Raw genomic sequence first — 22,498 nt, forward strand, 5'->3', positions numbered from 1 at the left:
TCGTCCCGTCCAAAATGATCGGGAAGCTGGCCGCCTTCTGAAAGCAGCTTGCGCAGCATGGTTCCGGACAAAAGCACCCGCTCTTCCTTGTCGTGGGGGCAGGTTCGAAGAGATGCCATGCCGTCGCACTTGTAGCAGTAGAAGGTCCAGTCGATCTTTAAAGGTTTGCACAGCAGCATTTTGCCGGGATCGTCGGAGGTCGGGATCTTGTCAAAGATCGTCTGGGCTTCGAACATGCCGTAAAAGTCACCCACGCCGGCATGGTCCCGGCCGATAATCATGCGGGAGCAGCCGTAATTCTGGCGGAAGGTAGCATGCAGCAGACCCTCTCTGGGACCGGCATAGCGCATGTCAAGGGGATAACCGCCCTGGACAACATTTGACTCCACAAAGTAGTTCTTTACAAGGACGTCGATGCATTTGACGCGAACATCGGCTGGAATATCACCCGGTTTCAGGTTGCCGACCAGCGAGTGAATATAGACACCGTCGCAAATTTCCACGGCAATTTTGCACAGGTATTCGTGGGAGCGGTGCATGGGATTTCTGAGCTGCAGCGCGGCAATCTCGGTCCAGCCTTTATCTTCGAAGATCTTGCGGGATTCTGCGGGTCTCATATAGATACCCGCAAATTCGGTGGGGTATTCACCTTCGCTCAACACTTTGACGGGACCGGCCAGGTTAACTTCCTTCTGCTCCATGACCATTTGGACGCCGGGATGATCGTCTTGGGCAACTTTCCAGAATTCCTCGGCCGTTGGGGTCCCTTCCCCCATAAAAACCTTCTCGCATTCAAATTTTTTGTTCTCTTCAGTCATTTCATACTTTTCGGTGACCTGCATAGTGGCCATGATTTCATCGCCTTGCGGGTCGTAAAGCGCAATCTCATCGCCTTCGCTAATATCGTCAACATCTTCTTTGGATGCATCCAGCGTCACCGGGATGGGCCAGAACGTCCCGTCGGCAAGTTGAAAATTATCACAAACACCCTTCCAGTCCGCTTTGGTCATAAAACCCGTCAGCGGACTGAATCCCCCGATCCCCATCATAATCAAGTCACCCTTTGCGCGTGGTGCGATAGAGATCTTTTTAAGACTTTCGGCCTTTTTCTTTTCCGCTTCCAGTTCAGCGCCTTCAAGTAGGCCACAAATTAAGCCTTGGCCGCCATGAGGTGGAATTAAATTTGACATAGTCTTTCTCTCCTTTCGCTGTTTACATTAAAATAAATGGCTCCCCTAAAACCATTCCGATTTTACCAAAGAGGTACAGTTAATAAGGATGCAACTATTTGTCAAGCAGAATTCCGGCCCTAATGAATCAATCGCTTTTAAATACAACATATTGTATTATTTTAATGTTGACACACAATATATATCGTCATATGCTTTTTTTTCAAAAAATTGTTTCTGGTCTTGACTTCCTTTAAAAAAGCATCTAAAGAAAGCCCTTTGCAAAAAAGGAGCATTTTTATAAAGCAGTAGAAATGTAAGATTCTATCAGGGGATTCCGCCCTTTAAGGCTACCCGATTTTATATCAAAAAGGTTTTCAAGTATTATCACATCTACAAAAGTCAGCCGACAGAGAGGATGGGCCGGGCTTAGTGCTAATGCCCCGGATATTTAATGTGATAATAGTGGACAAAAATTGAATTATTTATTAACATGCTCAGCGACCCGAATATATTACAAAATGGCCTTTATTTGGTTATTAGATTCGAGTTAGAGATTTTATCAACAGTAAAGGGGGGCGCATGAGCGAAATAAATTTAGAAGAGGCCAAAATCAGCGTAGAAGGCCAATGGTTGTCTGCTGAAGATCTGGCTAACATGATCCAGGAAAAAATGCAGGCCGGTGATATGAAATTTTCAAATCTCGCTGCTGCCCTGGAAGAGCTTAACAATACGCTGGAAAATTCAACCACCCTTGATATAAAACTTGTTCTTCCAAAAGAAGAATACGAAAAATTGGAGGCTGCCGGCGGTGACGATGATCGGGAATCTGTTCGCAAGGCGATCATGGCGTTCATCAGCGGCAGTACTGCCGGCGTAAAGAGGCTGGCTATTAAATGTCCCAAATGTAAAGCTTCTATCGAAATAGCAACAGATGAAAGACCCCTTGATGTCGAATGCTCCAAGTGTGGTACCGGCGGCCGTTTAACAGCACAGAACAAATGGGCCAAACTCGATTAATCAGTGCCCATCCATTTAGGACTATTAGGGCTCGCCCATAGTGCCTTCGCATTTTTCTACTCTGTCACGATTCTTAACGGTCGCAACGTTATAAAATGACCCTATAATCAGCTTGATTTTTTAAAAAAAATAATATAATACAAATTAATCAATAAAGGCTCGTTCTTAATTGGCGAGCCGGTTTCGCTCTGAAGGCAAGATCCATTTGTCAAAGCGGCAACCTCCAGTTTGGAACCATGAGAATTTTTTTGAAAGGAGCGTGTCACTATGGCTAATGGAATTGTAAAATGGTTTAATAGCAGCAAAGGTTATGGCTTCATTGAACAGGAAGATGGCCCGGATGTATTTGTTCATCATTCAGGCATCAATGCAACCGGTTTCAAGACCCTTTATGAAGGCGACCGGGTTACTTTTGACATTGAGCAGGGACAAAAAGGTCCTGCTGCGGTAAATGTCACTGTAGTTTAGTTTGCCTTTTCTGAGTTAAAAAAGGGCGTTCTTTCAAATTTGAATGGAACGCCCTTTTTTTGTCACGCGTACGGGAGCGGTGTGAAAGACGTTTTGCTAAAATTTTTAATCCTGGCATCAATGCTGTTAGGGCTGCCCATGCTAGGGATAGTTCTGGCAGGATATCCGGTTTTAAGGTATCTGGAGTTTCCTCCTGAAACGCTGTATGTTTCCCATGCTCCCTTCTCCTGGGTCGCTTTCATTGCCTACAGCGGTTTTATCATTGCAGTGGTGCTGCCGCTGCTTATTCCGTCGGTTCGATCAATCCGGCAATCTCGGTCTGAAGGCGCGTCCTTATTTCCTTTTCCGTGGTGGGGCCGGCTGGGAGTTACTACCGGCATGCTTTTTTGGATACTGGCCTGGACCCGCATGCCCTGGTTTGCCGGCCTGCAGCCGCATACTTTCACCCCACTGTGGCTTTCCTACATCCTGGTAATCAACGCCCTGTGTTATCGGCGCAGCGGCCGCTGCATGTTAATCAACCGTACCGGATATTTTCTGCTCCTTTTCCCGGCAAGCGCTGCCTTCTGGTGGTTCTTTGAATACTTGAACCGGTTTGTTCAGAACTGGCAATACATGGGCGTCCATTACGGTGCCGTGAAGTATTTCTTTCTTGCTACCTTACCGTTTTCAACCGTACTGCCTGCGGTTTTGGGAACCCGGGAATGGATTGCCGGCTTTCCCCGGATGCGACAGGGATTCAAAAACTTTCTGCCTCTTGGCTTCGCACGCCCCAAAATTGTAGCCTGGACCGCACTGGTGATATCCGCTTTGGGCTTGGCCGGCATCGGCCTTTGGCCGAATTACCTTTTTCCCCTGCTGTGGGTATCGCCTCTGCTGATCATGGTTGCGCTTCAGGTGTTGATGGGAGAGCGGCATGTGCTGTCGGAAATTGCCGGCGGAGATTGGAGCAGGGTGATCTCTTCGGCGACGGCGGCATTATTTTGCGGCCTGTTCTGGGAGATGTGGAACTACCATAGTCTTGCCAAATGGCAGTACAGCGTACCATTTGTCCACCGCCTTCAAATTTTTGAAATGCCGCTTTTAGGGTATGCCGGCTATCTTCCTTTTGGGCTTGAATGCCTTGTAATCGGGGACCTGCTCGCGCGCTTAAAAAATCAAGTTGACAAATAAATCACCTTAGCCATGTTCGCTTTTACGCGCTTTTATTTGCGAGTTCTTGCCGACCTAACGAAATTACAACTATAAAGTTGCCGGGCGGCATTATTCTTATTCTGTTCTGCGAACCCGGCTCAATGCTATTTTGAACTATTTCTTCGGCAGCACGATCAGAGGACTTTCCGGTAAAGCAACGCTGCCGATATACGAAGATATGGATATGGCACCCCACCAGACTCTGCAACGGCATTTTGACAACCACAGCTTCACCAGGCGTTCTGTCTAACCGTCTAAATAGGTCAAATTCTAAAAATAGTTGTCAAATTCTGGTATGATAGTGTGGTTAAAACAATACACAGATACTGGATACTTGATACTGGATAAAAAAAACTTTAAAAACATCACGTATCGAGTATCCAGTATCCAGCATCATTTCGTCCCAGGCAATGGAACCAACAGATCCGCAACGCTTCGATTTTTAGGCGGAACTTCACAATAATCTATATCTTTATTAGCTCATACCTGCGGCTTCCGAGGCCGATTTGTTCGGCATAATCGAGTTGGATCTCCCAGTCTATTTCGGGATAAACACCCCTGAACTTATCCTCACCGCCTTGTGTGTTGGTTTTCAGGCAGGAGTCCGGCAGGGCCTGTTCACGGTTGACAAGATCGACCGACGCCTGGTCGATGGCCACCGGATCAGTGGCGGCAACAATGCCGATATCCCTGACGATGGGCGCATCGTTATAACCGTAGCAGTCGCACGCCGGCGAGACATTGTTGATAAAATTCAGGTGCAAGGCCTTGCCTTCTTTATTCTTTAAAACACCCAGGGTGTATTCCACCATTTTTTCCAGAAAAACGGGTATGGCCTGATTCCACTGGATCTCAATGGCGCTTTCAGGACAGATGAGGATACATTCTCCACAGCCGATACACTTTTTGGAGTCCAGCACCGCCTTTTCCTGCTGCAACGCAAGGGCCTGCTGAGAGCAGTGGCTGACGCAGTCCCCGCAGCCGACACATTTTTTCCTATTAACCTTGGGCGCCACAGTGGAATGCTGTTCCAGTTTTCCCCGGCGCGACGCGCAGCCCATCCCCAGGTTTTTAATAGTTCCCGCAAATCCGGAAAGCTCATGTCCTTTGAAGTGGGCTACCGATATGAGAGCATCGGCTGCGACAATCTCCGATCCGATGTACACTTTTGTACAGTGTTTTTGATTGATAACAGCAGCGGTTTCGCTTTTGCCTCTAAGCCCGTCTGCGATGATTAAAGGGGCATCCGCCACCACATAAGCAAAACCGTTTTGAATCGCTGTGGCAAGGTGTTGCGGAGAGTCGCTGCGGGTACCGGCATACAGCGTATTGGTATCGGTCAGAAATGGGAATCCGCCGGCGCTTTTGATGGTTTCCACAACTTTACGCAAAAATACGGGCCGGATGAAAGCAGTATTCCCCAGCTCTCCAAAGTGGAGCTTCACTGCAACCAGATCTCTGGCTTTGATCTTTTCGGAAAGGCCGGCCGTATGCATTAACCGTGCGAGCTTGCCAATCAGATTCTCTTTAGGTGTTGCCCGTAAATCGATAAAATAGACGTTGCTTTTCATAGTATCCCCCTGCTTAGTTTACCCCGTATTCAGACTGGCAAGCGCTGGCTGTTATAATTTATGAGATCTTTGAAAAAAGTCAAGGTGTTTGAGAAAAGGCCAGCAGAAGAAATGGAAATCAATACCAAACGGGCGGTTTGGGAACAAATTTGCAGAATTTATGATGATTTTATCGGCAAGCTGGAACCGGTATGCCAAAAATACTGTGCCCATTGCTGTACGTGCAATGTAACCTTAACGACCCTTGAGGGGTATAGAATTGTCAAGACATAATTTGCGGGATCATCAGGACAGATCGGCAAATCTTCCCGTAGTTTTCCTCAATCGCACACTTAGGTTTTTGGCAAGGCCGCGGAGGAACTTAATGCCAACCTCAGGGTTTTTCCGGCAGATCGATTCAAAACGGTTTTTAGTAAGTATCAACAACTCTGAAGGTTCTGTCACAACGATAGTTGCTGATCTGGGATAGTCGTCCACGATGGACATCTCCCCGATACAGGAACCATGTTCAAACGTTGCTATTATTATCGGCTTGGAGGCTGTCGGTTGAATACGGACCTCAACCGTACCCTCTACTATAAAAAACAGATAATCCCCGATATCCCCTTCTTTAAAGAGAATGGTTTGCTCCGGAAAATAACGCAGGCTTGCATTTTTTGAAAAAAAATCAAGCTCGTCATCTGAAAAATCTTCAAAAAAAGGAATCTCCCCTAGAATATGATGTATTGTGTCGAATGTATTTTTCATTTTATCTTTATCCATAGCTTAGTCTCAGTTAGCTGAGGTTAATTCGTAGACTTTATGAAGCCCTGTTATCCCTTTTAATTCAAAAAATCCGACCAGCTTTGTTTTGACACCCGCCATATTTTGAATTTCATTATCAACATTTTCACTTATCAAAATCCGATTTTCAAGCGGCATCTCTTCTGGCGACATTCCGTTCTCGATGGAAATGAGTCCTTCGGGTTTAACCCCTTCTATCCGGAACGCCATATTTATTGCAATCCCCAGGCGGTCCCCTTTTTCCTTAACCCTGGTTTCACCTAAATTTATGCCAAAGCGCAAATTTATCCTTTTGGTATTGTCAGCTTTTGCGTTGTATTTATTGATATTGTTCATGGTTCGCAACGCGAATTGCACCGCATTTACGGTTTTAGAAAATGTTAACAGGAAACCGTCGCCGGTATTCTTTATAAATTGATATCTCTCTTTGCGTGCAATTTGTGTAACAGCTCTGTCTAAGTTTTTCATGAGGTTTAGCGCAAAATTGTCTCCGTATTTAGCCGCGATCGCCGTTGAATTGCATAGATCGAGAACGACAATGGCCTCGGTTAAGATCGCTCCTTCGACAGCGCCTCCCCTTGACGAGACCAACTGAGCAGCCGGGTCAAGTATTTGTTTCTTTTTGACTTTGACAGTTTTGCCTGTAATTTTCTTGATGGCACTGACAGCTTCAGTGATCACATCTTCATCGGTTTCTTCAAGGCATTCTTTCAAAACAGGGATAGCATCTTTTGCTTTTAATTTTCCGAAAGCCTTTATAGCTTCAATCCTTACCCGTTTTTCTTCATCTAACACAAACTCCTTAAGATGTTCGAGAACATCATCCCCGCCAATTTCAGCAAGCGCATCAGGAACCGCCCACTTAACGTCATCATCATGTATCATTTCAGCCAACGGAGAAATTGCTCTTGGGTCTTTAAGCTTGGAAAGAGCCGTTACCGCTTTTTCTCTCACCCACCAATCCTCATCTTTTAAAAGTTCGATGAGAGGCTTTAATGCGGATTTATGGACAGTTTTATTGAAAAACTCCACGGCACAACGGCGTAAACTTTCGTCTGTATCTTGGGCCATGGCAATAAAGCCGTTGACTATATTTTCCCCTTTTAGTTTCGTTAAAGAGTCGGTAGCAATTTGGCGTACCCACCAGTCGGAATCTTTGATGGCATTCATGAGTGCAATGCTGGTTCTGGGATCCTTAAGGCTATCCAACACCTCGATGGCACAGCGCCTGGTGTTAACGTCTTTATCCTTCAACAAAGCGATAATCTCCGGGACAGAACCGGAGTCAGCTATTTCAATTAGATACTCGGTAGCTTTCTGGCGAATCAACAAGTCGCTATCCGTTAAGAGCTTAATCATTGGCTGGACCGCGCGTTTGTCACCTATGGCCCCCAGCGCGTCCAATGCCAACACCTTCATTTGAGGTTCTTGCTCCGTGAGCCTTTCTATCAGAGATTGCACGCTTTCAGGATCCCGCATTTTGATAAGACTTTTGACGGCCGACAAACGAACTTCCCAGGATTCATCGTCAAGAGCGCTTATTAACAATTTTTTAGCCGGGAGACTGTCGGTGCTACCCAATATTTTGATTATATTGCTTTTTAAGTCAGCATCAGCACTATTAAACATGCTAATTAGTTTGGGTACAATAGACTGATCTTTAAATCGTGCCAGCAGTTCGGTGGTGTTGGTCCTTAAGAAAAAGTTTGAGCTGTCAAGGTGCTCTAGCAGAAGCTCGGAACAGGACTTCTTACCCTTTTTAATGATAATTTCTTTTGCAATCCTGCGCACATCACTGGAAGATTCGCCTGTAAGGGGTATTATTTGCTCAATGGTCAAATGGTCAAAAAGCGGCCCAAGGAGGGCTTGCGCTTGCTCCCTGTTAAGTTTTCTGAGCTTTAAAGCTTCAATTATATATTGAACGGCCGGTTTCCCGATTTGTTCCAATTCCGCGATAATTGTCAGCTCATCTTTCTTTGTTTTTGCTGTCGCGTATTTTTCGAGCAACTTTTTTATTTTTCTGCCTTTAAACACAACCTTAATCACTCCTTTGAAAGCAGAACTTTTGAAGATCCCTTTTTCAATTTCGATTCAATTTTGATGATCTCGTAAAAAGTCACGAATTCAACTATAGATGAGACTTTTTACGACGCCATCAATTTTCGGTCACGATGTATTTTCCGTACCTATATCTATTTTCATATTAATTCTATAGCAGTTTTTCTTGCAAAATCAATATATTTTTAGGATTTTCCTTTTGCAGGGCCGACCAGGCCGTCGGGCAGTTTTCAAATTAATCTGCGGCCGGTGATACCGGGATTTCAGATAAGATGAAATTTATGATATTATAACTCAAGGTTTGCCGGGCGGCGGCAGACGTTTAACAAGCTCAGAAATAAGTTGCCCGTTGGGTGATTTAGCCGCCGGGTTGATGGCCACCAGGTCCTCCCAGGATCGCTTAGCACCGGCGATATCGTTCAGGTCATGCATCAATACAATACCCTTGTTGAAACGCGCAACTTCGTGGCGGGGATCAACGGCAATGGCCTTGTCAAAAGCCTTAACAGCTTCGGCAGGTTTGCCGCTGCGACGGTACATGATCCCCATATCGGTTAAGGCATTGGCATTATCGGGCTGTAGCGCCAGAGATTTCTGGTAGGCATTGATGGCTGTTTCATAATTTTCGCTATCAAAGTAGAGGTTGCCCAGTTGAGTCCAAGCCTGGACGTCTTCGGGGTTCTGGTTGGTTAGTTTTTCGAGCTCAAAAATATTGGCGGCCATTTCGACCGAAGGGCCCAGATTACCGGCCTGCGGCGGTGCCGGCTGTGATCGCGGTGGTGAAGACGGAACCGGCCATCCGCTGCCTGATTTATAAACCGTTACAACCACCCCTATCAAAAACCCCACGACCAGGGTAATGGTGGCGACCCAGAGCACGGTTTCTTTTTTTACATAACCTGCTGCAGGCGCTTCGTTTTGTTCAGCCATTTTGTCATCCTTTAGTTCCTTAATTGTTGATTTGTGTTTTTTGTGGTAAATTTTATTCCATTGCCACCCCGCCTGACGGATGGCGGGCAAGTAAGACACCAAGTCACTAAGAAAGAATAATAAATATTTCCTGGCTCTGGATTGTCCAGGGCAGGGGTTTTCACAGCTTAAATAATTGAGCAGCATTTAAGCCGCAGATTGATTCAATCTCAGTTTTTGAAAGTCCGGACATATCAAGCTCCTGGAAATATCTGGCCGGATTTATAAGTGGGAAGTCACTGCCAAAAAGAATCTTATCCAGCCCGACGATATCCTTGGCGTAGCGGTATATTTCCGGGGCATAAAGAAAGGGAGATGCCGCCGTGTCAAAATAAACATTTCCAAGGCTTTCCTTTACCTCTTTCTTAAGAAGGGCAAAAAAAAAGATTCCCCCGCCCCAGTGAGCCAGCACGATAGCATTTTCCGGAAATTTTTTAATCAGATCGTATATCTGTTTCAGGGTATGCGGTGTTTTCCCGGGGTACGTATGGCCCACCGGTTCATTGGTGTGGATCAGTACCGGAAGATCCTTATCCCGGCAGATTTGCATCAAAGGGGCCAGTTTATCCAGAGTGCTATCATCAATGCCGGATTGATAAAAAGCAAGCTCGCCAATACCGGAAAGCCCCCCTTCCAGGCATCGCAAAACTTCTGTGACAGCGTCCCGGCTGAAAGGATCCAGGCAGCACAAGCCGATAAGACGCTTAGGATATCTTGCCACGGCTTCCAGGACATAGTCGTTGTGCTTGATAAATGTCTGCGAATGTTTCCAGGGAAACCCAAAAATAACGGATTTATCGACCCCCTGCCGGTCCATTGCAGCCACGATCTCTTGGGCCCCGACAAGTTTTGACCCGGGCAAGCTGTATAAAAGCTTAAACGCCGGCTCAGACGAAAAATAGGCTTCCCGATTTTCCCGTATCGCTTTAGGAAAAATATGAGTATGAAAATCGATGACCATTGATATAGCTCCGCGCCAAAAAAAACGTTTTATTGACGGCAGATAATCCTATACAATATATGTACTTATTTAACAACCTCCTATCGGTGTCCGTTGACAGTTGTCCGTGGTCAATTGCAAGCTTTTGTATGACCTAAGCAATGTAAATACTAAAATTGCTGACAACGGACCACTGACAACGGACGAAGAAAACGATCAACGGAGATTACCCATGTTTTTAATTGTCGGCATTGCTCCTAAAACAAAGATTTTAGACCATACCCCCAGGATCTGTCCCGCCTGCGGCTTGGCACAGGCGCGGCTGAAGCGGGTGGACAGCTATTTCAACCTGTTTTTCATCCCCCTCATCCGCGTTAAAAAAGGGGAGACGGTTATTATATGTGACCGCTGCGAAAGCGTTTCATCTGAAATGTCATCGCCATACTATGCACCGCAGGCCGGAAAAAATTTAAAATGCAACTCCTGCGGCGGACCATTGGACGGTAAGTTCAGGTATTGCCCGCATTGCGGCAAACCTGTTATATTGAAGATTTCATAAAAGTGTTGGGTTCAAAGGTTCAACGTTCAAAGGTTCAGAGGTTGATCCCTCATTTAATTACCTCTATGGAATTAATGGTATAGGAAAAAATCGCGAAGCGATTAACGCTGAACCTGTGAACCCTGAACCCCCTAACCCAGACCGACCGGATGTCCAAATTTTTTGCAATCCCTCAGTATATAAAGGTCTACGGTCATTTTTATCTGATGAATGACGAGGTCTGAAATGGCATATATTTTAAAGCATAACCAAAGTGCTCAATGTGAACGCCATGTGGTTCTGGTTGCGCCGGATATCCCCGGGAACACCGGCAGTATCGGACGTACCTGCCTGGGCGCCGGAGCCTATCTCCATTTGATAAAGCCGCTGGGATTTTCATTGGAAAACCGGGATATGAAACGAGCGGGGTTGGATTACTGGCACCGTGTAAAATTGACGATCTGGGAAGATTTTGAAAGTTTCGAGAAAAAAATGGACCCGCAAAAAGACGAGATGGTTCTGTTTACCAAAAATGGTGCCAAGCCTTTGTGGGACATGCCGTCACCTGCGAGGCTCTTTCTGGTTTTCGGCTCGGAAACCAGAGGACTTCCCCCAACAATCTTATCCAGGTATAAGCATGCCACCTACCAGATCCCCATTACCGACGCGATCCGCAGCCTGAACCTCTCCACCGCGGTGGGCATCGCATTGTACGAAAGCCTGCGCCCCTGAGCATTTCTCATAAAAAATAGGGCCCGAAAAATTCGGGCCCTAGGGGGTTAGTCAAATGAATTGTTATGTTGTTAGAACAATCCTGTCACCTTACCGGTCTCAACATCCACATCCACCTTGCGGAAAGCCGGGTTGGAACTGGTGCCCGGCATCAGGCTGATGTCGCCACAGACCGGACAAAGGAACTTGGCACCGGAGAAAATTAACACATCGCGAACAGGAAGCGTCCATCCCTTGGGCGCGCCCTTGATCGCCGGATCGGCGGTGAGCGAGAGGTGAGTCTTAACCATCATGGTAGTGTAGTCATCGTACTGCGGGTCATTCTCGAGCATCTTGGCCTTGGCTTCGGCCGCGGGCGTCCAGACCACACCGTCGGCACCGTAAACGTTCTTGGCAATCAGGTCAACCCTGTCACGCAGCTTCATTTCGAGGGGATACAGGAACTTGAAGTCCGGTTCTTCCTCGGCAGCTTCAGCCACAACGTCAGCCAGTTCCAGGGCACCGTCACCACCGTCAGCCCAATGAGTAGAAACTGCACAGCGAGCCCCTGCATCTTCGGCCGCCTTGCGGACCATGGCGACCTCTTCGTCCGTATCGAGGTGGAAGCGGTTGATGCAGACTACCGGGCTGATACCTGACTGCTTGACGATGTTAATGTTGTGGATCAGGTTAGGCAAACCCTTTTCCAGCAAGCCCAGGTCCTCTTTATTGTATTCTTCGGGCAGGGCTATACCGGCAATCACCTTGGGCCCGCCGCCGTGCATCTTCAGGGCCCGGATGGTGCTGGTGAGTACGGAGACATGGGGGATCAAACCGCTGAAACGACACTTGACGTTCCAGAATTTCTCAAAGCCGATGTCGCAACCAAAACCACTCTCTGTAACGTGGTAGTCAAACATTTTGAGGCCGATGCGGTCAGCAATGATGGAGGACTGTCCCACGGCGATATTGGCAAACGGACCGGCATGCACCAAGCAGGGCTGGTGTTCGGCCGTGCACATCAAAGTCGGATTAATTGTGTTGCGCATCCAGGCAGTCATGGCGTTACCGACTTCCAGATCGCCGGTGGTGACCACTTTGCCCCGCTTGTCAAAAGCCACGGTAATGTTATTCAGTTTTTCGCGAAGATCCGGCAGGTCCCGAACCATGGTGAGAATGGCCATCAGCTCGGAGCTTACCGCGATGCCGAACCTGGATTGCAGCATAAAGCCGTCCATGCGTCCACCCATGCCGATGACGATGTTCCTGAGGGACTGGGCGCAAAGATCCATGATCCAGCCCATTTCCACCCGTGTAGGATCAACATCCAGCCGGCGCATCTTGGTAAGCCTGTCCAACTGCTCGTCATTGTAGTTGCGCTCATGCTGCATTCTTGCAGTCAAAGCTACCATGGCCAGGTTGTGGGCGTTCATGATATCATTGATGTCACCGGTCAGGCCCATGGTAAATTCGGTTAAAGGAATAATCGTTGCATTGCCACCACCACCGGCGCTACCCTTAATATTCATGCTAGGTCCGCCGGAGGGTTGCCGAATAGCGCCACCTACATTCAGCTTTCGCTTGCCCATACCTTCCATGAGCCCCATGGTGGTGGTGGTCTTGCCTTCTCCCAAGGGCGTGGGGGTGATGGCGGTTACCTCAATGTACTTGCCATCCGGTCTGTCCTTGAGCCGCTCAATGATCTTCATGAAGTCCAATTTACACAATCTTCCCATGGGCAGGATTTCTTCCTTTTCCAAACCGAGTTTCTCCCGCCACTCATCAGGGGTCGGCATCTTCTTTTCGGCCTCTTCCGAAATCTGCCAGTCTTGCATTTTTACTGCATCATAAGCCATCGACTCAACCTCCTCTATTTAAGGTTAACAGATACGGGAACCCGATGCTAGATCTTAGGTACGGATTCCCTCACTTTATTTATCTCATAGGGTTTTGATCCCTATATGTTCCCTCAGATGGTCCCCATCCAAGCAAAGGAACTTGATGGGCTAAGAATTTTGTTTAAATAAAAACAACAAATACTTATACTGGAAAAGAACTTGAAAAACACCGGCGGCTTACTATCGTCAACTAAAAAATGCCTTAAAGCATATGCAATCTGATTTGGCAAGTAATATGTTAATTTTTTGGGAAAAAAATAACCACTCGACCAATAAAAAGCCGGCCGGCGCAGAATCTCTAACAAGTTTTAAAAAAGAATCCTGTCAATAGAAAATCTGCCTTTGCCCGGATTCCTCGCTGTTGCCCGCATTTATTATGATAAATTCGGGCCGTGCAGTTGATACAACCTGAAATAAAACCCCTGGCGTTGCATCAGTTCGTTGTGAGTCCCGGTTTCGATGATCCGGCCTCTATTGAGCACGATAATCCGGTCGGCTCCCCGGGCGGTTGAAAGTCGATGGGCGACGATAATGGATGTGCGGTTGGCCATCAGGTTAAAAAGAGCTTCCTGGATTTTAAGCTCCGTGGCCGAATCGATATATGAGGTGGCTTCGTCCAGTATAATAAGATCGGGGTTGCGGGCCAAGGCCCGTGCAATCGATATGAGCTGGCGTTCCCCGCTTGAAATTGACATTCCGCCTTCAGCAAGAACGGTATCAAGACCGCGGGGTAATCTGTCGATGAGGGTATGGCAGTTTGAGTCCTTGATAAGCTGCTGGATCTTTTTTTCGGAAATGCCGTCTTTGCCCAGCGTAATATTGTCACGTATAGTTTCGGAAAACAGAAAAGGATCCTGCATTACCAGGGCCATTTTTGCCCTTAATTCAGAAGTGTACATATTTTTTATATTCACACCGTTTAAAAGTACCTGGCCTGATGTGGGATCATAAAACCGGGTAATAAGGTTTATAATCGATGTTTTCCCCGAGCCGGTCGGTCCCACCAAAGCAACAGTTTCGCCGGCTGAAACCCGGAAAGAGACCCGTTTAAGTACGGTTTCACCTTCTATATATGCAAGGGAAACATCTTTTAAAGCGATTTCCGTGATGCTTTCCAACTTATGGGCGGAAGCTTGGGGTTCCCGACCGGAGGCTGATGCATATTCGACTGCCGGTGCAGGCTGGGGTAGCCTTTCAGTACTGTCCAGAATTAAAAAAATTCTTTCAGCCGATGCCATGGCATTTTGCATGATATTATATTTTTCGGCGAGGTCTCGAATGGGCCTGAAAAACATTCTCATATAGGAAATAAAGGCAACCAGCGCTCCGAGGCTGATACTGCCGGCCAGCACTCTGCCGCCGCCGTAATAGATTACGATTGCTATGGTTACCGCGCCCAGAAGTTCTATAACCGGCATGAAGACTGCAAAAACATGGACCTGTCGCATACCGGCCAGGTAATGTTCATGATTCAGTTTGGAAAAATCCCGGTAATTCCCCTTTTCCTGCAAAAAGAGCTGGATAACCTTTAGGCCGCCGATGGTTTCCGAAAACTTGGTATTAATCTCAGCAATCTTGATCCGGAGAACTCTGAAAGCTTCCCGGGCCTGGCCGGCAAAATGGATGGACGCCAGCATCACAACCGGGAGCACCATAAAAGAAATAAGTGCCAGTTGCCAGTTGAGGCCTAAAAGCACGGCGGTGATTCCCAGAAGCAAAAAAAGATCCTTGAAAATAAATACAATCACGGACGTGAACAGTTCGTGCATGTTTTGAATATCGTTGGTAACCCGGGTGACGAGACGGCCCACGGGATTACGGGTAAAAAAAGCCACCGACAGGCTCTGGATATGCTCAAACAGGCGAACCCTCAGATCATGCATGATCATCTGCCCCGTATATTCCATCACCATAACCTGCACAAAGTTGAGAACAAACGTCGCCAGCACAATCACTAAAAAATAAGCGGCAATCATGCTAACCCCGGCCAGGTCGTTACGGCGCAACACAGCCAGTTCTTTTTTTTCTAATTGCTCGAGGTCGTCTAATTTAACGAGGGCAAATGATTCGTATCTTTTGAAGATGTCTGCATATTTTTGGACAATAGCCTCAACTTCCGCATCCGCCAGATCAGCCCGCAGGTATCTGACGTTACTATCAGCCACATCCCGACCGGTACCTTGCACGGGTTCTGCCTGTGGCACGATATAGCGGTCGATTGCAATCTTGGTTAGATACGGCAGAGAAAGGTCCAGCAGGGTGATAACAACAATCAGGATAATTGATAAGCCCAGGAGCAGTTTGTAAGGTTTAGTATACGGATACAAACGCCTTAACAATTTTACATCATAAGGCTTGCCAAGCTGCTTTTCCTCAAAATAACCAAAATCAGTCTGCATTAATAAATTCCTCCTCTATTTCCTGGAGGCGAAATATTTTGGCATAGTACTGATTGTTTGCCATCAATTCCGTATGCCTGCCGGATTCCACAATACGCCCCCTGTCAAGGGCGATGATATGATCGGCAAAACGGACTGCAGAAATTCGATGGGAGGCAATAATGATGGTTCTGCCGTCGGCCATGGATCTGATGGTCTTGATAATGTCACGGCCGGTTTCCATATCCACCTGGCTGATGGGGTCGTCCAGGATCAAAATGCCGGCCTCATTCAGCAGAGCCCGGGCCAGGGCAACACGCTGTTTCTGGCCACCGGAAAGAATAACTCCCTTTTCGCCGACAATGGCATCAAAGCCTTTGGGAAATGATTGGATGGTATCATAAAGGACTGCTTGCTCCGTCGACCGTATTAATTCCACCTCTTTTGCATCAGCACCGAAAGTAATGTTTTCCCGGATGGTGCCGGCAAATAAAAAAGGCTCCTGTGACATGAAAGCGATCAGGGATCTGAGATCGGCCAGCTGTATTTTTCGAATGTCGATGCCGTCTATCAGAATGCGCCCCTGTGAGACATCGTAAATCCTTGGTATGAGACTCAAAAGGGTTGTTTTACCGCTTCCGGGAGGACCAACGATACCTAAAATCTTGCCATGGTCGAGGTTAATATCGATTGCAGTTAAAACCGGAGTAGTGTCATGACCGGCAACTTCAAGCTCATATGAGAAGGTGACATTTTCAAAAACAAGGCCGCCGCGGGTCTTTTTGATGGGCCTTGCGTCCGGCATATCGTCAATTTCAGGTTCTGTTTTTATGATCTTATCGATCCTGTCAAGAGAAGCTTTGCCCCGCTGGATAAGGTTTGTGACCCACCCGATGGCCATCATGGGCCAGGTTAGAAGACCCAGATAAGCGATAAACGCCACAAAATCTCCGGGGGTAATGGTAAAATTGATGGTTTGACGTCCCCCCAGAAAAAGAATGATGGCCAGGCTTAAGTTTGAAAACAAAACCATCAGGGGGAAAAAAGAGCCGGTAATCCTGACCAGCCTCAGATTTTTATCGATATAATCCCTGGATATGGTTTCAAGTCTTGCAGCAGAATCTTTTTCCCGGCAATATGCCTTTATGACGCGGATACCTGCAAACCGCTCTCTGGTAACCTCGGTTAAATCTGAAAATGTCTTTTGTACCTCCCCATACAGCCGGAGCATCTTTTTGCTGAAAAAACGTGCGCTCACAACAATCATGGGCATGGGGATTAGAACAAAAACCGTCAGCCTGATATTGATATAGGCCATAAAACCGATTGCTGCCGTCCCCAGCACAATAGCGTCGGTTAGCGCCACCATACCCATACCGGTAGCCATACGAACATGTTGAATATCATTGGTGGCATGCGCCATCAAATCGCCGGTCCTGGTTTTATCGAAATATGAGGCCGAAAGGGTTTGAATATGCGCAAAAAGTCTGTTGCGCAGGCCCTCTTCGACCCGGCGCGATGTGCCCATGAGGCAACGTCGCCATACGTATCGGAAAAGACCTATCAGGACGGCAATCCCTACGATATAAAGGGCATAGACTGACAGTTTAATCAGGTCGGTTTGCAGGGCGGCAAGATCGTCAACAGCCCATTTGATAACGCGGGGGATGAAAAGCTGCAGGAAATCGACGGTAATCAGACAGATGATTCCCAGGAAAATCCGTAATCGGTTTTCCTGAAGATACGGCTTTATTAAATAAAAGGATTTCATCTATAATTGAATTCGTAAAAAGTCGAATTCATCACGTTTTAGGTTTTAAGTGTTAGGTTTTAGGTTGTTGTTTTACGATTATTTTCACGAGGTTATATAATTGCCGCGACGTAAAAGCAATTTTTTCCCGTACATTGACTTTCACAATGGCGGTTGTTATGATGCCGGCTTATGGAATCAGGAAATATTGTTGAATATATAGACCGCCAGAAGATAATATGTGCGGTTGTCCTGGAAGTCAAGGAACAGAGACTCAGGCTACTTACCGAAACCAATCGGGAAGTCAACCTTGCGCAAAACCGCCTGTCTCACAAATGTAACATGCGTCTGGAACTGTCCATGGGCAGAAAAAAGATCGTTGATAGGTTAAATGAAATCGCCGACCGGCGCAAAGCATTGATTGCCGATATAGATATCAAAGAATTGTGGGAGGTTCTAAATACGGAGCAGGAATGGATCGACCTTGAAACCATGACCGCATTCTGTTTCCCGAACAGTCCGACTTACGACCACGAATCCGCCGTAATAAGAGCATTTTTTGAAAATAGACTCTTTTTTAAATTTAACCAGCATCGCTTTTTCCCGATTTCAGAAGAACTGCTCCAGCGCAAAGTTGCCCAGCAGAAAGAAGCCGCCCGCAGAAGCCGGATCATCGCCGAGGGAAGCGATTGGTTAACAAACATACTGGTGGGCAATCAGGTTGACTTGCTCCAGGATAAGTCTGAAATTATAACTATACTGAAATCCTACTACATTTTTGAAAAGGAAAGCGAATATTATAACATTGGCAAAGCCATTCTGGCCGGGGCCGGAATCGATGCTGCCGAAGGCTTGTTTCAGATCCTGGTAAAACTGGGAGTCTTTGACAAAAATGAAAACATCGATCTACATCGATACGATATACCCACTGTTTTTTCCGACGAGGTTCCAGAGAGCGCGACCACATTAATCAACTCGAAGTCGCCGGCGTTTGCCGGCAACCGGCGTAAAGACCTGACCATGCTTCCCATCATGACCATAGACGGTCAGGGAACCCTTGATTATGACGACGCTATCAGTATCGAAGATCAGGGTGATCATTACAGACTCGGTGTTCATATTGTCGATGTGGGGCATTATATCAAAAAAGGGGATGTGATTGATCGGGAAGCTTTTGCGCGCGCAAGCTCCATTTATATGCCGGATCAGAAAATACCCATGCTCCCCTCTGTCCTGACTGAAGATCTTTGCAGTCTGAAAGCCGGAGAACTGCGTCCTGCCATCAGTATTATGGCAAATTTAAGCCGGTCTTGCGAAATTATCGATTATGAAATTTTCACGAGTATTATCAGGATAAAGGACCAGTATACCTATTACGATGTCAATCTGATGGCCGCCGATAACAACAAAATCATTATCTTGCGTGATGTTGCCGAATCGTTCCGCCAACACCGGTTTGACAGCGGTGCCGTTCAGATAAACCTTCCGGATATCCATGTCTGGATCGATGAAGACGGTGAAGCCACGGTCAGTCGCATTAACAGAGAAAGTCCCGGAAGAATGCTGGTTGCGGAAATAATGATCATGGCCAACTGGTTGATGGCCAAATTCCTTAAAGCAAATGATTTGCCGGCCGTTTACCGGTCTCAAAATGCTCCCAAGGAACGTCTCTATAAGGGCAATGAGGGCACTATTTTTGAAAACTATATGCAGCGCAGGTTTCTAAGCCGTTTTGTGCTGAACCACCGGCCCGAACATCATTCCGGATTGGGGCTGAATGCCTATGTTACGGCCACTTCTCCCATCCGGAAATATTTTGATCTTGCCACCCAGCGGCAGATAAGGGCGGTTCTCGGCATGGAAGAGCCTTATACGGAAGAAGAAATTGATCATATCATTCAGATGCTGGGGCAGCCGATGGGCGATGTTTCAAGAATTCAATACAACCGCAACAGATACTGGTTGTTGAAGTATCTTGAAAAAAGAATCGGCCAAAAAGAAGAGGCCCTTGTCCTTTTTAAACGTAGAAATAACTACAGGATACTGCTGACGGAATATATACTGGAATGCGACCTGCCGCTGTCGAGCGATATAAGTTTAAAACCCGAAGACCTGATTCAGGTTACCCTGCAGCATGCTGATGCGCGCAAAAATGTGGTTTCGGTCTTTATGGGCTAACCCGTATATTCCATGAAAATTTTATATACGTCAGACATTCACGCCAATCCCGGGCATCTTTATTCCATGCTGAGCGCAGCCGTGGCGGAAGCGGTGGCGGCCGTCATTATCGGGGGCGACATCGTTCCGCATTATCTGCCCGAGGCCGGTACAGTTGGTGTTCTGTCGGCCCAGGCAAATTATCTGAAGAAAGTGTTTATTCCGGCCGTAAGAGATTTCAAAAAGCGCTCTAAGGCAACCGTTTATTTAGATCTTGCCAACGACGATTTTATCTGCAACCGCAAAGTTCTGCAAGATCATGATTCCGAACATATCAATCTGCTGCACTCGCAAAAGCACAAGCTTACAGATCATGTTGATATCATCGGCTACATGGTTGTTCCTCCGACCCCTTTTTACCGAAAAGACTGGGAAAAACCTGATTCTCAAATGATGCCGTATGCCCCAGGCAATATCGTCACGTTAGACGGATTTACTTCCATCAGCGGCCAATTGGTTGAGACTTTTATAGACCTTGCAACCGACGACACCATTGAAAACGACCTGGCGCGATTGTCAGAATCGATCGACCGGCCGTTTATCTTCGTGGCCCACTCACCGCCTTATCAAACTCCGCTGGACGTGTTGGACAACGGGTTGCATGTGGGCAGCATCAGCATTAAACGGTTTATCGAAAACTGGTCCCGCAAGGGCTTGCTCATTGCAGCGCTGCACGGCCATATTCATAGCGCCCCATACCGTTCCGGCTCTATTCAAACCGTCATCGAAAATACCGTGTGCATCAATCCCGGTCAGAATGAAGGCCGGGGCTCCAATTTGCGATATGTGATTCTGGAACTTAAAGACCGGCAAGCTCCGCCACAGGTCCGCATCATATATGAACCGGAATAATAATACCTCATAAATCTTTTACAGCAAGAATCGGGTTGCCCGCCACACTAATCTGGCATATTAATGAATTCGTAATGGAACTGGTGTTATAAGAGGTCAAACATGAAAGATTTCAGGCAACTGTCAAAAGACTATCAACGCGTCGAACAGGCCATCAAATTTCTGGAAGAAAATTTTAACCGGCAGCCGTCACTGGCCGAAATGGCAGAAAGTGTCAACCTGAGCGAATATCACTTTCAGCGGCTTTTCAGCCGCTGGGTCGGCATCAGCCCAAAACGGTTTTTACAGTTTTTAACCAAGGAATACGCCAAAAACCTTATCAAGAACTCGAGCAATGTTTTGGATGTCACATACGATTCCGGCCTTTCCAGCCCAGGTCGGCTGCACCATCTTTTTGTTAGCTGTGAGGCGGTGACTCCGGGTGAGTATAAAACCAAAGGCAGGGGCATTAAGATCGCCTACGGTGTCCATCCCTCTTTGTTTGGCGATTGCCTGTTGGCAACAACAGAGCGCGGTATCTGCGCTCTGCATTTCGTACGGGAGGAGAGTAAAACCGACCTTTTGAACCGGTTCCAAAAGAAGTGGCAAAATGCCTCCCTGGAGTTCAGCCCCCAAAAGACACGGCCGCTGGCGGACCGCATATTCGATTTTTCAGCCGATCAGGAACCGGCATCGCTGCATCTTTACGTTAGGGGAACCAATTTTCAGATAAAGGTCTGGGAGGCTCTGCTGCGGATTCCGCTGGGCAGCGCAGTGACCTACGAAGATATCGCTGTGCATATCGGCATGCCCCGGGCCGCCCGTGCGGTGGGAAATGCCGTGGGCCAAAATCCTATCCCTTTTCTCATTCCCTGCCACCGCGTTATTCGCAAACTGGGAGATTTTGGCAACTATGGCAGCGGACCGGCCAGGAAAAAGGCCATCCTGGGTTGGGAAGCCGCGCTGCAATTCGCTGATACCGGAACAAAATAAATATTCATCACGCAAGCACGCAAAAGAAAGAAATATTGATATGAACAAGGAACTTGAAAAAATATTGGGCTATTTAAATGCGGAAAGAGGTTTTGATTTTTCCGGAAACCGCCCGGCCATGATCGAGCGCCGTATAAATAAAAGATTGACAGCAACGCAGAGCGCTGATTTTCACGACTACCTGAACTATCTGAAAACGCACTCCCAGGAACTTGACAGCCTGATAGATGTATTAACCATCAACGTGAGCAGGTTTTTCCGCAACACTTTAACCTTTGAATATATTGCCGATATGGTTCTTCCGGCCATTGTTTCGCAAAAAAAGGGCAACTTTGATCATTCACTTAGAATCTGGTCGGCCGGCTGCTCAACAGGCGAAGAGCCCTATTCTCTCGCCATCCTGATCAATGAGCTGATTAAAAAAGAAAAATTCAATCTGAATCTGAATATCTTTGCCACGGATATTGACAAAGGAGCCTTGAAAAAGGCCCAGGCAGGGATTTACCCGTTTGACAGCATTAAGGGCATTAAATACTCCCTTTGGAAAAAATACTTTACCATAGATGACGAATCTTATTTATTAAACCCTGAGATAAAGCAGTTGGTTAATTTCTCCGTCTATGACATGCTTGCAAAAAAGACTTATGTACCCCCGGAAAGTGTGTTCGGGAATTTTGATTTAGTGCTGTGCCGCAACGTCTTAATATACTTTCAGACTGAGCACCAGCATATAATCTTTGACAAACTGTACCGCTCCCTTGCCAAGAACGGGCGCCTGGTATTAGGGGAAGCGGAAGTGCCGCTGATAAAATATCAAAAATATTTTGTAAAAGAGAATGAATGTTGCCATATATATCGGGTAATGTAAGCCATGAAACTACAATCAAAGCTTCCTGACGTCGGTATCACCATATTTACGCTTATGTCGGCCTTGGCCGCTGAGCACGAGGCCATTAATCTTTCCCAGGGATTTCCGGATTTTGATGTTGATCCTGATCTTCTGGCCCTGG

The 22,498-nt window shown here is 46.9% G+C and carries 19 protein-coding genes; 10 read left to right on the forward strand and 9 right to left on the reverse strand.

Annotated elements, in window-relative coordinates; all coding sequences use genetic code 11:
- Positions 1-1,190 (reverse strand): sulfate adenylyltransferase (gene sat / locus V3S16_RS02735; protein ID WP_413883142.1); only part of this gene is annotated, 1,190 nt, incomplete at its 3' end.
- 561 nt (positions 1,191-1,751) lie between these two features.
- Here sat and V3S16_RS02740 point away from each other — a divergent pair.
- From V3S16_RS02740 to V3S16_RS02750, 3 genes are all read left to right on the forward strand, one after another.
- Positions 1,752-2,189, forward strand: a complete 438-nt coding sequence (locus tag V3S16_RS02740; protein WP_413883143.1) for a hypothetical protein — start codon at positions 1,752-1,754, stop codon at positions 2,187-2,189.
- 267 nt (positions 2,190-2,456) lie between these two features.
- Positions 2,457-2,657, forward strand: a complete 201-nt coding sequence (locus tag V3S16_RS02745) for a cold-shock protein (RefSeq protein WP_413883144.1) — start codon at positions 2,457-2,459, stop codon at positions 2,655-2,657.
- Between the two features lie 81 nt (positions 2,658-2,738).
- A complete protein-coding gene (locus V3S16_RS02750; protein WP_413883145.1) occupies positions 2,739-3,830 on the forward strand; it encodes a hypothetical protein in 1,092 nt (363 codons plus the stop codon).
- A 485-nt stretch (positions 3,831-4,315) separates the two neighbouring features.
- Here V3S16_RS02750 and V3S16_RS02755 read toward each other — a convergent pair whose 3' ends face one another.
- The gene (locus V3S16_RS02755; RefSeq protein ID WP_413883146.1) at positions 4,316-5,422 is read right to left on the reverse strand and encodes a DUF362 domain-containing protein; all 1,107 of its coding nucleotides are present in this window, start codon (positions 5,420-5,422) and stop codon (positions 4,316-4,318) included.
- Between the two features lie 60 nt (positions 5,423-5,482).
- Between V3S16_RS02755 and V3S16_RS02760 the strand changes: the two genes are divergently transcribed.
- Positions 5,483-5,695 carry a hypothetical protein gene (locus V3S16_RS02760; RefSeq protein WP_413883147.1) on the forward strand — a complete coding sequence of 71 codons (213 nt, stop codon included), beginning with the start codon at positions 5,483-5,485 and terminating at the stop codon, positions 5,693-5,695.
- Between the two features lie 12 nt (positions 5,696-5,707).
- Here V3S16_RS02760 and V3S16_RS02765 read toward each other — a convergent pair whose 3' ends face one another.
- The 4 genes from V3S16_RS02765 to V3S16_RS02780 all read right to left on the reverse strand — a co-directional run bounded on the left by V3S16_RS02765 (position 5,708) and on the right by V3S16_RS02780 (position 10,193).
- Positions 5,708-6,184: a Crp/Fnr family transcriptional regulator gene (locus tag V3S16_RS02765; protein ID WP_413883148.1), complete on the reverse strand. Its 477-nt coding sequence runs from the start codon at positions 6,182-6,184 to the stop codon at positions 5,708-5,710.
- Positions 6,185-6,193: 9 nt separating this feature from the next.
- The gene (locus tag V3S16_RS02770; RefSeq protein ID WP_413883149.1) at positions 6,194-8,239 is read right to left on the reverse strand and encodes a HEAT repeat domain-containing protein; all 2,046 of its coding nucleotides are present in this window, start codon (positions 8,237-8,239) and stop codon (positions 6,194-6,196) included.
- A gap of 318 nt (positions 8,240-8,557) precedes the next feature.
- The gene (locus V3S16_RS02775; RefSeq protein WP_413883150.1) at positions 8,558-9,193 is read right to left on the reverse strand and encodes a tetratricopeptide repeat protein; all 636 of its coding nucleotides are present in this window, start codon (positions 9,191-9,193) and stop codon (positions 8,558-8,560) included.
- A 160-nt stretch (positions 9,194-9,353) separates the two neighbouring features.
- Positions 9,354-10,193, reverse strand: a complete 840-nt coding sequence (locus V3S16_RS02780) for an amidohydrolase family protein (protein WP_413883151.1) — start codon at positions 10,191-10,193, stop codon at positions 9,354-9,356.
- 211 nt (positions 10,194-10,404) lie between these two features.
- On the opposite strand from V3S16_RS02780, the gene V3S16_RS02785 reads away from it, so the two are divergent.
- Complete coding sequence (locus tag V3S16_RS02785; RefSeq protein WP_413883152.1) at positions 10,405-10,731, forward strand: zinc ribbon domain-containing protein; 327 nt, start codon at positions 10,405-10,407, stop codon at positions 10,729-10,731.
- Between the two features lie 225 nt (positions 10,732-10,956).
- Positions 10,957-11,442 carry a tRNA (cytidine(34)-2'-O)-methyltransferase gene (locus V3S16_RS02790; protein ID WP_413883153.1) on the forward strand — a complete coding sequence of 162 codons (486 nt, stop codon included), beginning with the start codon at positions 10,957-10,959 and terminating at the stop codon, positions 11,440-11,442.
- A 71-nt stretch (positions 11,443-11,513) separates the two neighbouring features.
- Here the strand turns inward: V3S16_RS02790 and V3S16_RS02795 are convergent, their stop codons facing one another.
- The 3 genes from V3S16_RS02795 to V3S16_RS02805 all read right to left on the reverse strand — a co-directional run bounded on the left by V3S16_RS02795 (position 11,514) and on the right by V3S16_RS02805 (position 17,468).
- Positions 11,514-13,277 carry a formate--tetrahydrofolate ligase gene (locus V3S16_RS02795; protein ID WP_413883154.1) on the reverse strand — a complete coding sequence of 588 codons (1,764 nt, stop codon included), beginning with the start codon at positions 13,275-13,277 and terminating at the stop codon, positions 11,514-11,516.
- 416 nt (positions 13,278-13,693) lie between these two features.
- Positions 13,694-15,718, reverse strand: coding sequence for an ABC transporter ATP-binding protein (locus V3S16_RS02800; protein WP_413883155.1), 2,025 nt, complete (start codon positions 15,716-15,718; stop codon positions 13,694-13,696).
- Positions 15,708-17,468 (reverse strand): ABC transporter ATP-binding protein, encoded by a 1,761-nt coding sequence (locus V3S16_RS02805; protein ID WP_413883156.1) that lies wholly within the window; start codon positions 17,466-17,468, stop codon positions 15,708-15,710. The genes V3S16_RS02800 and V3S16_RS02805 overlap by 11 nt, the downstream gene beginning before the upstream one ends.
- A gap of 171 nt (positions 17,469-17,639) precedes the next feature.
- Between V3S16_RS02805 and V3S16_RS02810 the strand changes: the two genes are divergently transcribed.
- The 4 genes from V3S16_RS02810 to V3S16_RS02825 all read left to right on the forward strand — a co-directional run bounded on the left by V3S16_RS02810 (position 17,640) and on the right by V3S16_RS02825 (position 22,356).
- Positions 17,640-19,625 (forward strand): ribonuclease catalytic domain-containing protein, encoded by a 1,986-nt coding sequence (locus V3S16_RS02810; protein ID WP_413883157.1) that lies wholly within the window; start codon positions 17,640-17,642, stop codon positions 19,623-19,625.
- A gap of 12 nt (positions 19,626-19,637) precedes the next feature.
- On the forward strand, positions 19,638-20,516 hold the full coding sequence (locus tag V3S16_RS02815) for a metallophosphoesterase family protein (RefSeq protein ID WP_413883158.1): 879 nt from the start codon (positions 19,638-19,640) through the stop codon (positions 20,514-20,516).
- Between the two features lie 102 nt (positions 20,517-20,618).
- On the forward strand, positions 20,619-21,488 hold the full coding sequence (locus V3S16_RS02820; protein ID WP_413883159.1) for a methylated-DNA--[protein]-cysteine S-methyltransferase: 870 nt from the start codon (positions 20,619-20,621) through the stop codon (positions 21,486-21,488).
- A gap of 40 nt (positions 21,489-21,528) precedes the next feature.
- Positions 21,529-22,356 carry a CheR family methyltransferase gene (locus V3S16_RS02825; RefSeq protein WP_413883160.1) on the forward strand — a complete coding sequence of 276 codons (828 nt, stop codon included), beginning with the start codon at positions 21,529-21,531 and terminating at the stop codon, positions 22,354-22,356.
- Positions 22,357-22,498 lie beyond the last annotated feature (142 nt).

This window comes from Candidatus Desulfatibia sp. (genome assembly GCF_036446775.1).
Lineage (GTDB): Bacteria > Desulfobacterota > Desulfobacteria > Desulfobacterales > UBA11574 > Desulfatibia_A.

What these genes read in the sequence shown, in the direction of transcription:
- V3S16_RS02740 (WP_413883143.1), top strand. Translation starts at nt 1,752, where the DNA reads ATGAGCGAAATAAATTTAGAAGAGGCCAAAATCAGCGTAGAAGGCCAA.
- V3S16_RS02745 (WP_413883144.1), top strand. Translation starts at nt 2,457, where the DNA reads ATGGCTAATGGAATTGTAAAATGGTTTAATAGCAGCAAAGGTTATGGC.
- V3S16_RS02755 (WP_413883146.1), bottom strand. Translation starts at nt 5,422, where the DNA reads ATGAAAAGCAACGTCTATTTTATCGATTTACGGGCAACACCTAAAGAG.
- V3S16_RS02760 (WP_413883147.1), top strand. Translation starts at nt 5,483, where the DNA reads ATGAGATCTTTGAAAAAAGTCAAGGTGTTTGAGAAAAGGCCAGCAGAA.
- V3S16_RS02765 (WP_413883148.1), bottom strand. Translation starts at nt 6,184, where the DNA reads ATGGATAAAGATAAAATGAAAAATACATTCGACACAATACATCATATT.
- V3S16_RS02775 (WP_413883150.1), bottom strand. Translation starts at nt 9,193, where the DNA reads ATGGCTGAACAAAACGAAGCGCCTGCAGCAGGTTATGTAAAAAAAGAA.
- V3S16_RS02780 (WP_413883151.1), bottom strand. Translation starts at nt 10,193, where the DNA reads ATGGTCATCGATTTTCATACTCATATTTTTCCTAAAGCGATACGGGAA.
- V3S16_RS02785 (WP_413883152.1), top strand. Translation starts at nt 10,405, where the DNA reads ATGTTTTTAATTGTCGGCATTGCTCCTAAAACAAAGATTTTAGACCAT.
- V3S16_RS02790 (WP_413883153.1), top strand. Translation starts at nt 10,957, where the DNA reads ATGGCATATATTTTAAAGCATAACCAAAGTGCTCAATGTGAACGCCAT.
- V3S16_RS02795 (WP_413883154.1), bottom strand. Translation starts at nt 13,277, where the DNA reads ATGGCTTATGATGCAGTAAAAATGCAAGACTGGCAGATTTCGGAAGAG.
- V3S16_RS02800 (WP_413883155.1), bottom strand. Translation starts at nt 15,718, where the DNA reads ATGCAGACTGATTTTGGTTATTTTGAGGAAAAGCAGCTTGGCAAGCCT.
- V3S16_RS02805 (WP_413883156.1), bottom strand. Translation starts at nt 17,468, where the DNA reads ATGAAATCCTTTTATTTAATAAAGCCGTATCTTCAGGAAAACCGATTA.
- V3S16_RS02810 (WP_413883157.1), top strand. Translation starts at nt 17,640, where the DNA reads ATGGAATCAGGAAATATTGTTGAATATATAGACCGCCAGAAGATAATA.
- V3S16_RS02815 (WP_413883158.1), top strand. Translation starts at nt 19,638, where the DNA reads ATGAAAATTTTATATACGTCAGACATTCACGCCAATCCCGGGCATCTT.
- V3S16_RS02820 (WP_413883159.1), top strand. Translation starts at nt 20,619, where the DNA reads ATGAAAGATTTCAGGCAACTGTCAAAAGACTATCAACGCGTCGAACAG.
- V3S16_RS02825 (WP_413883160.1), top strand. Translation starts at nt 21,529, where the DNA reads ATGAACAAGGAACTTGAAAAAATATTGGGCTATTTAAATGCGGAAAGA.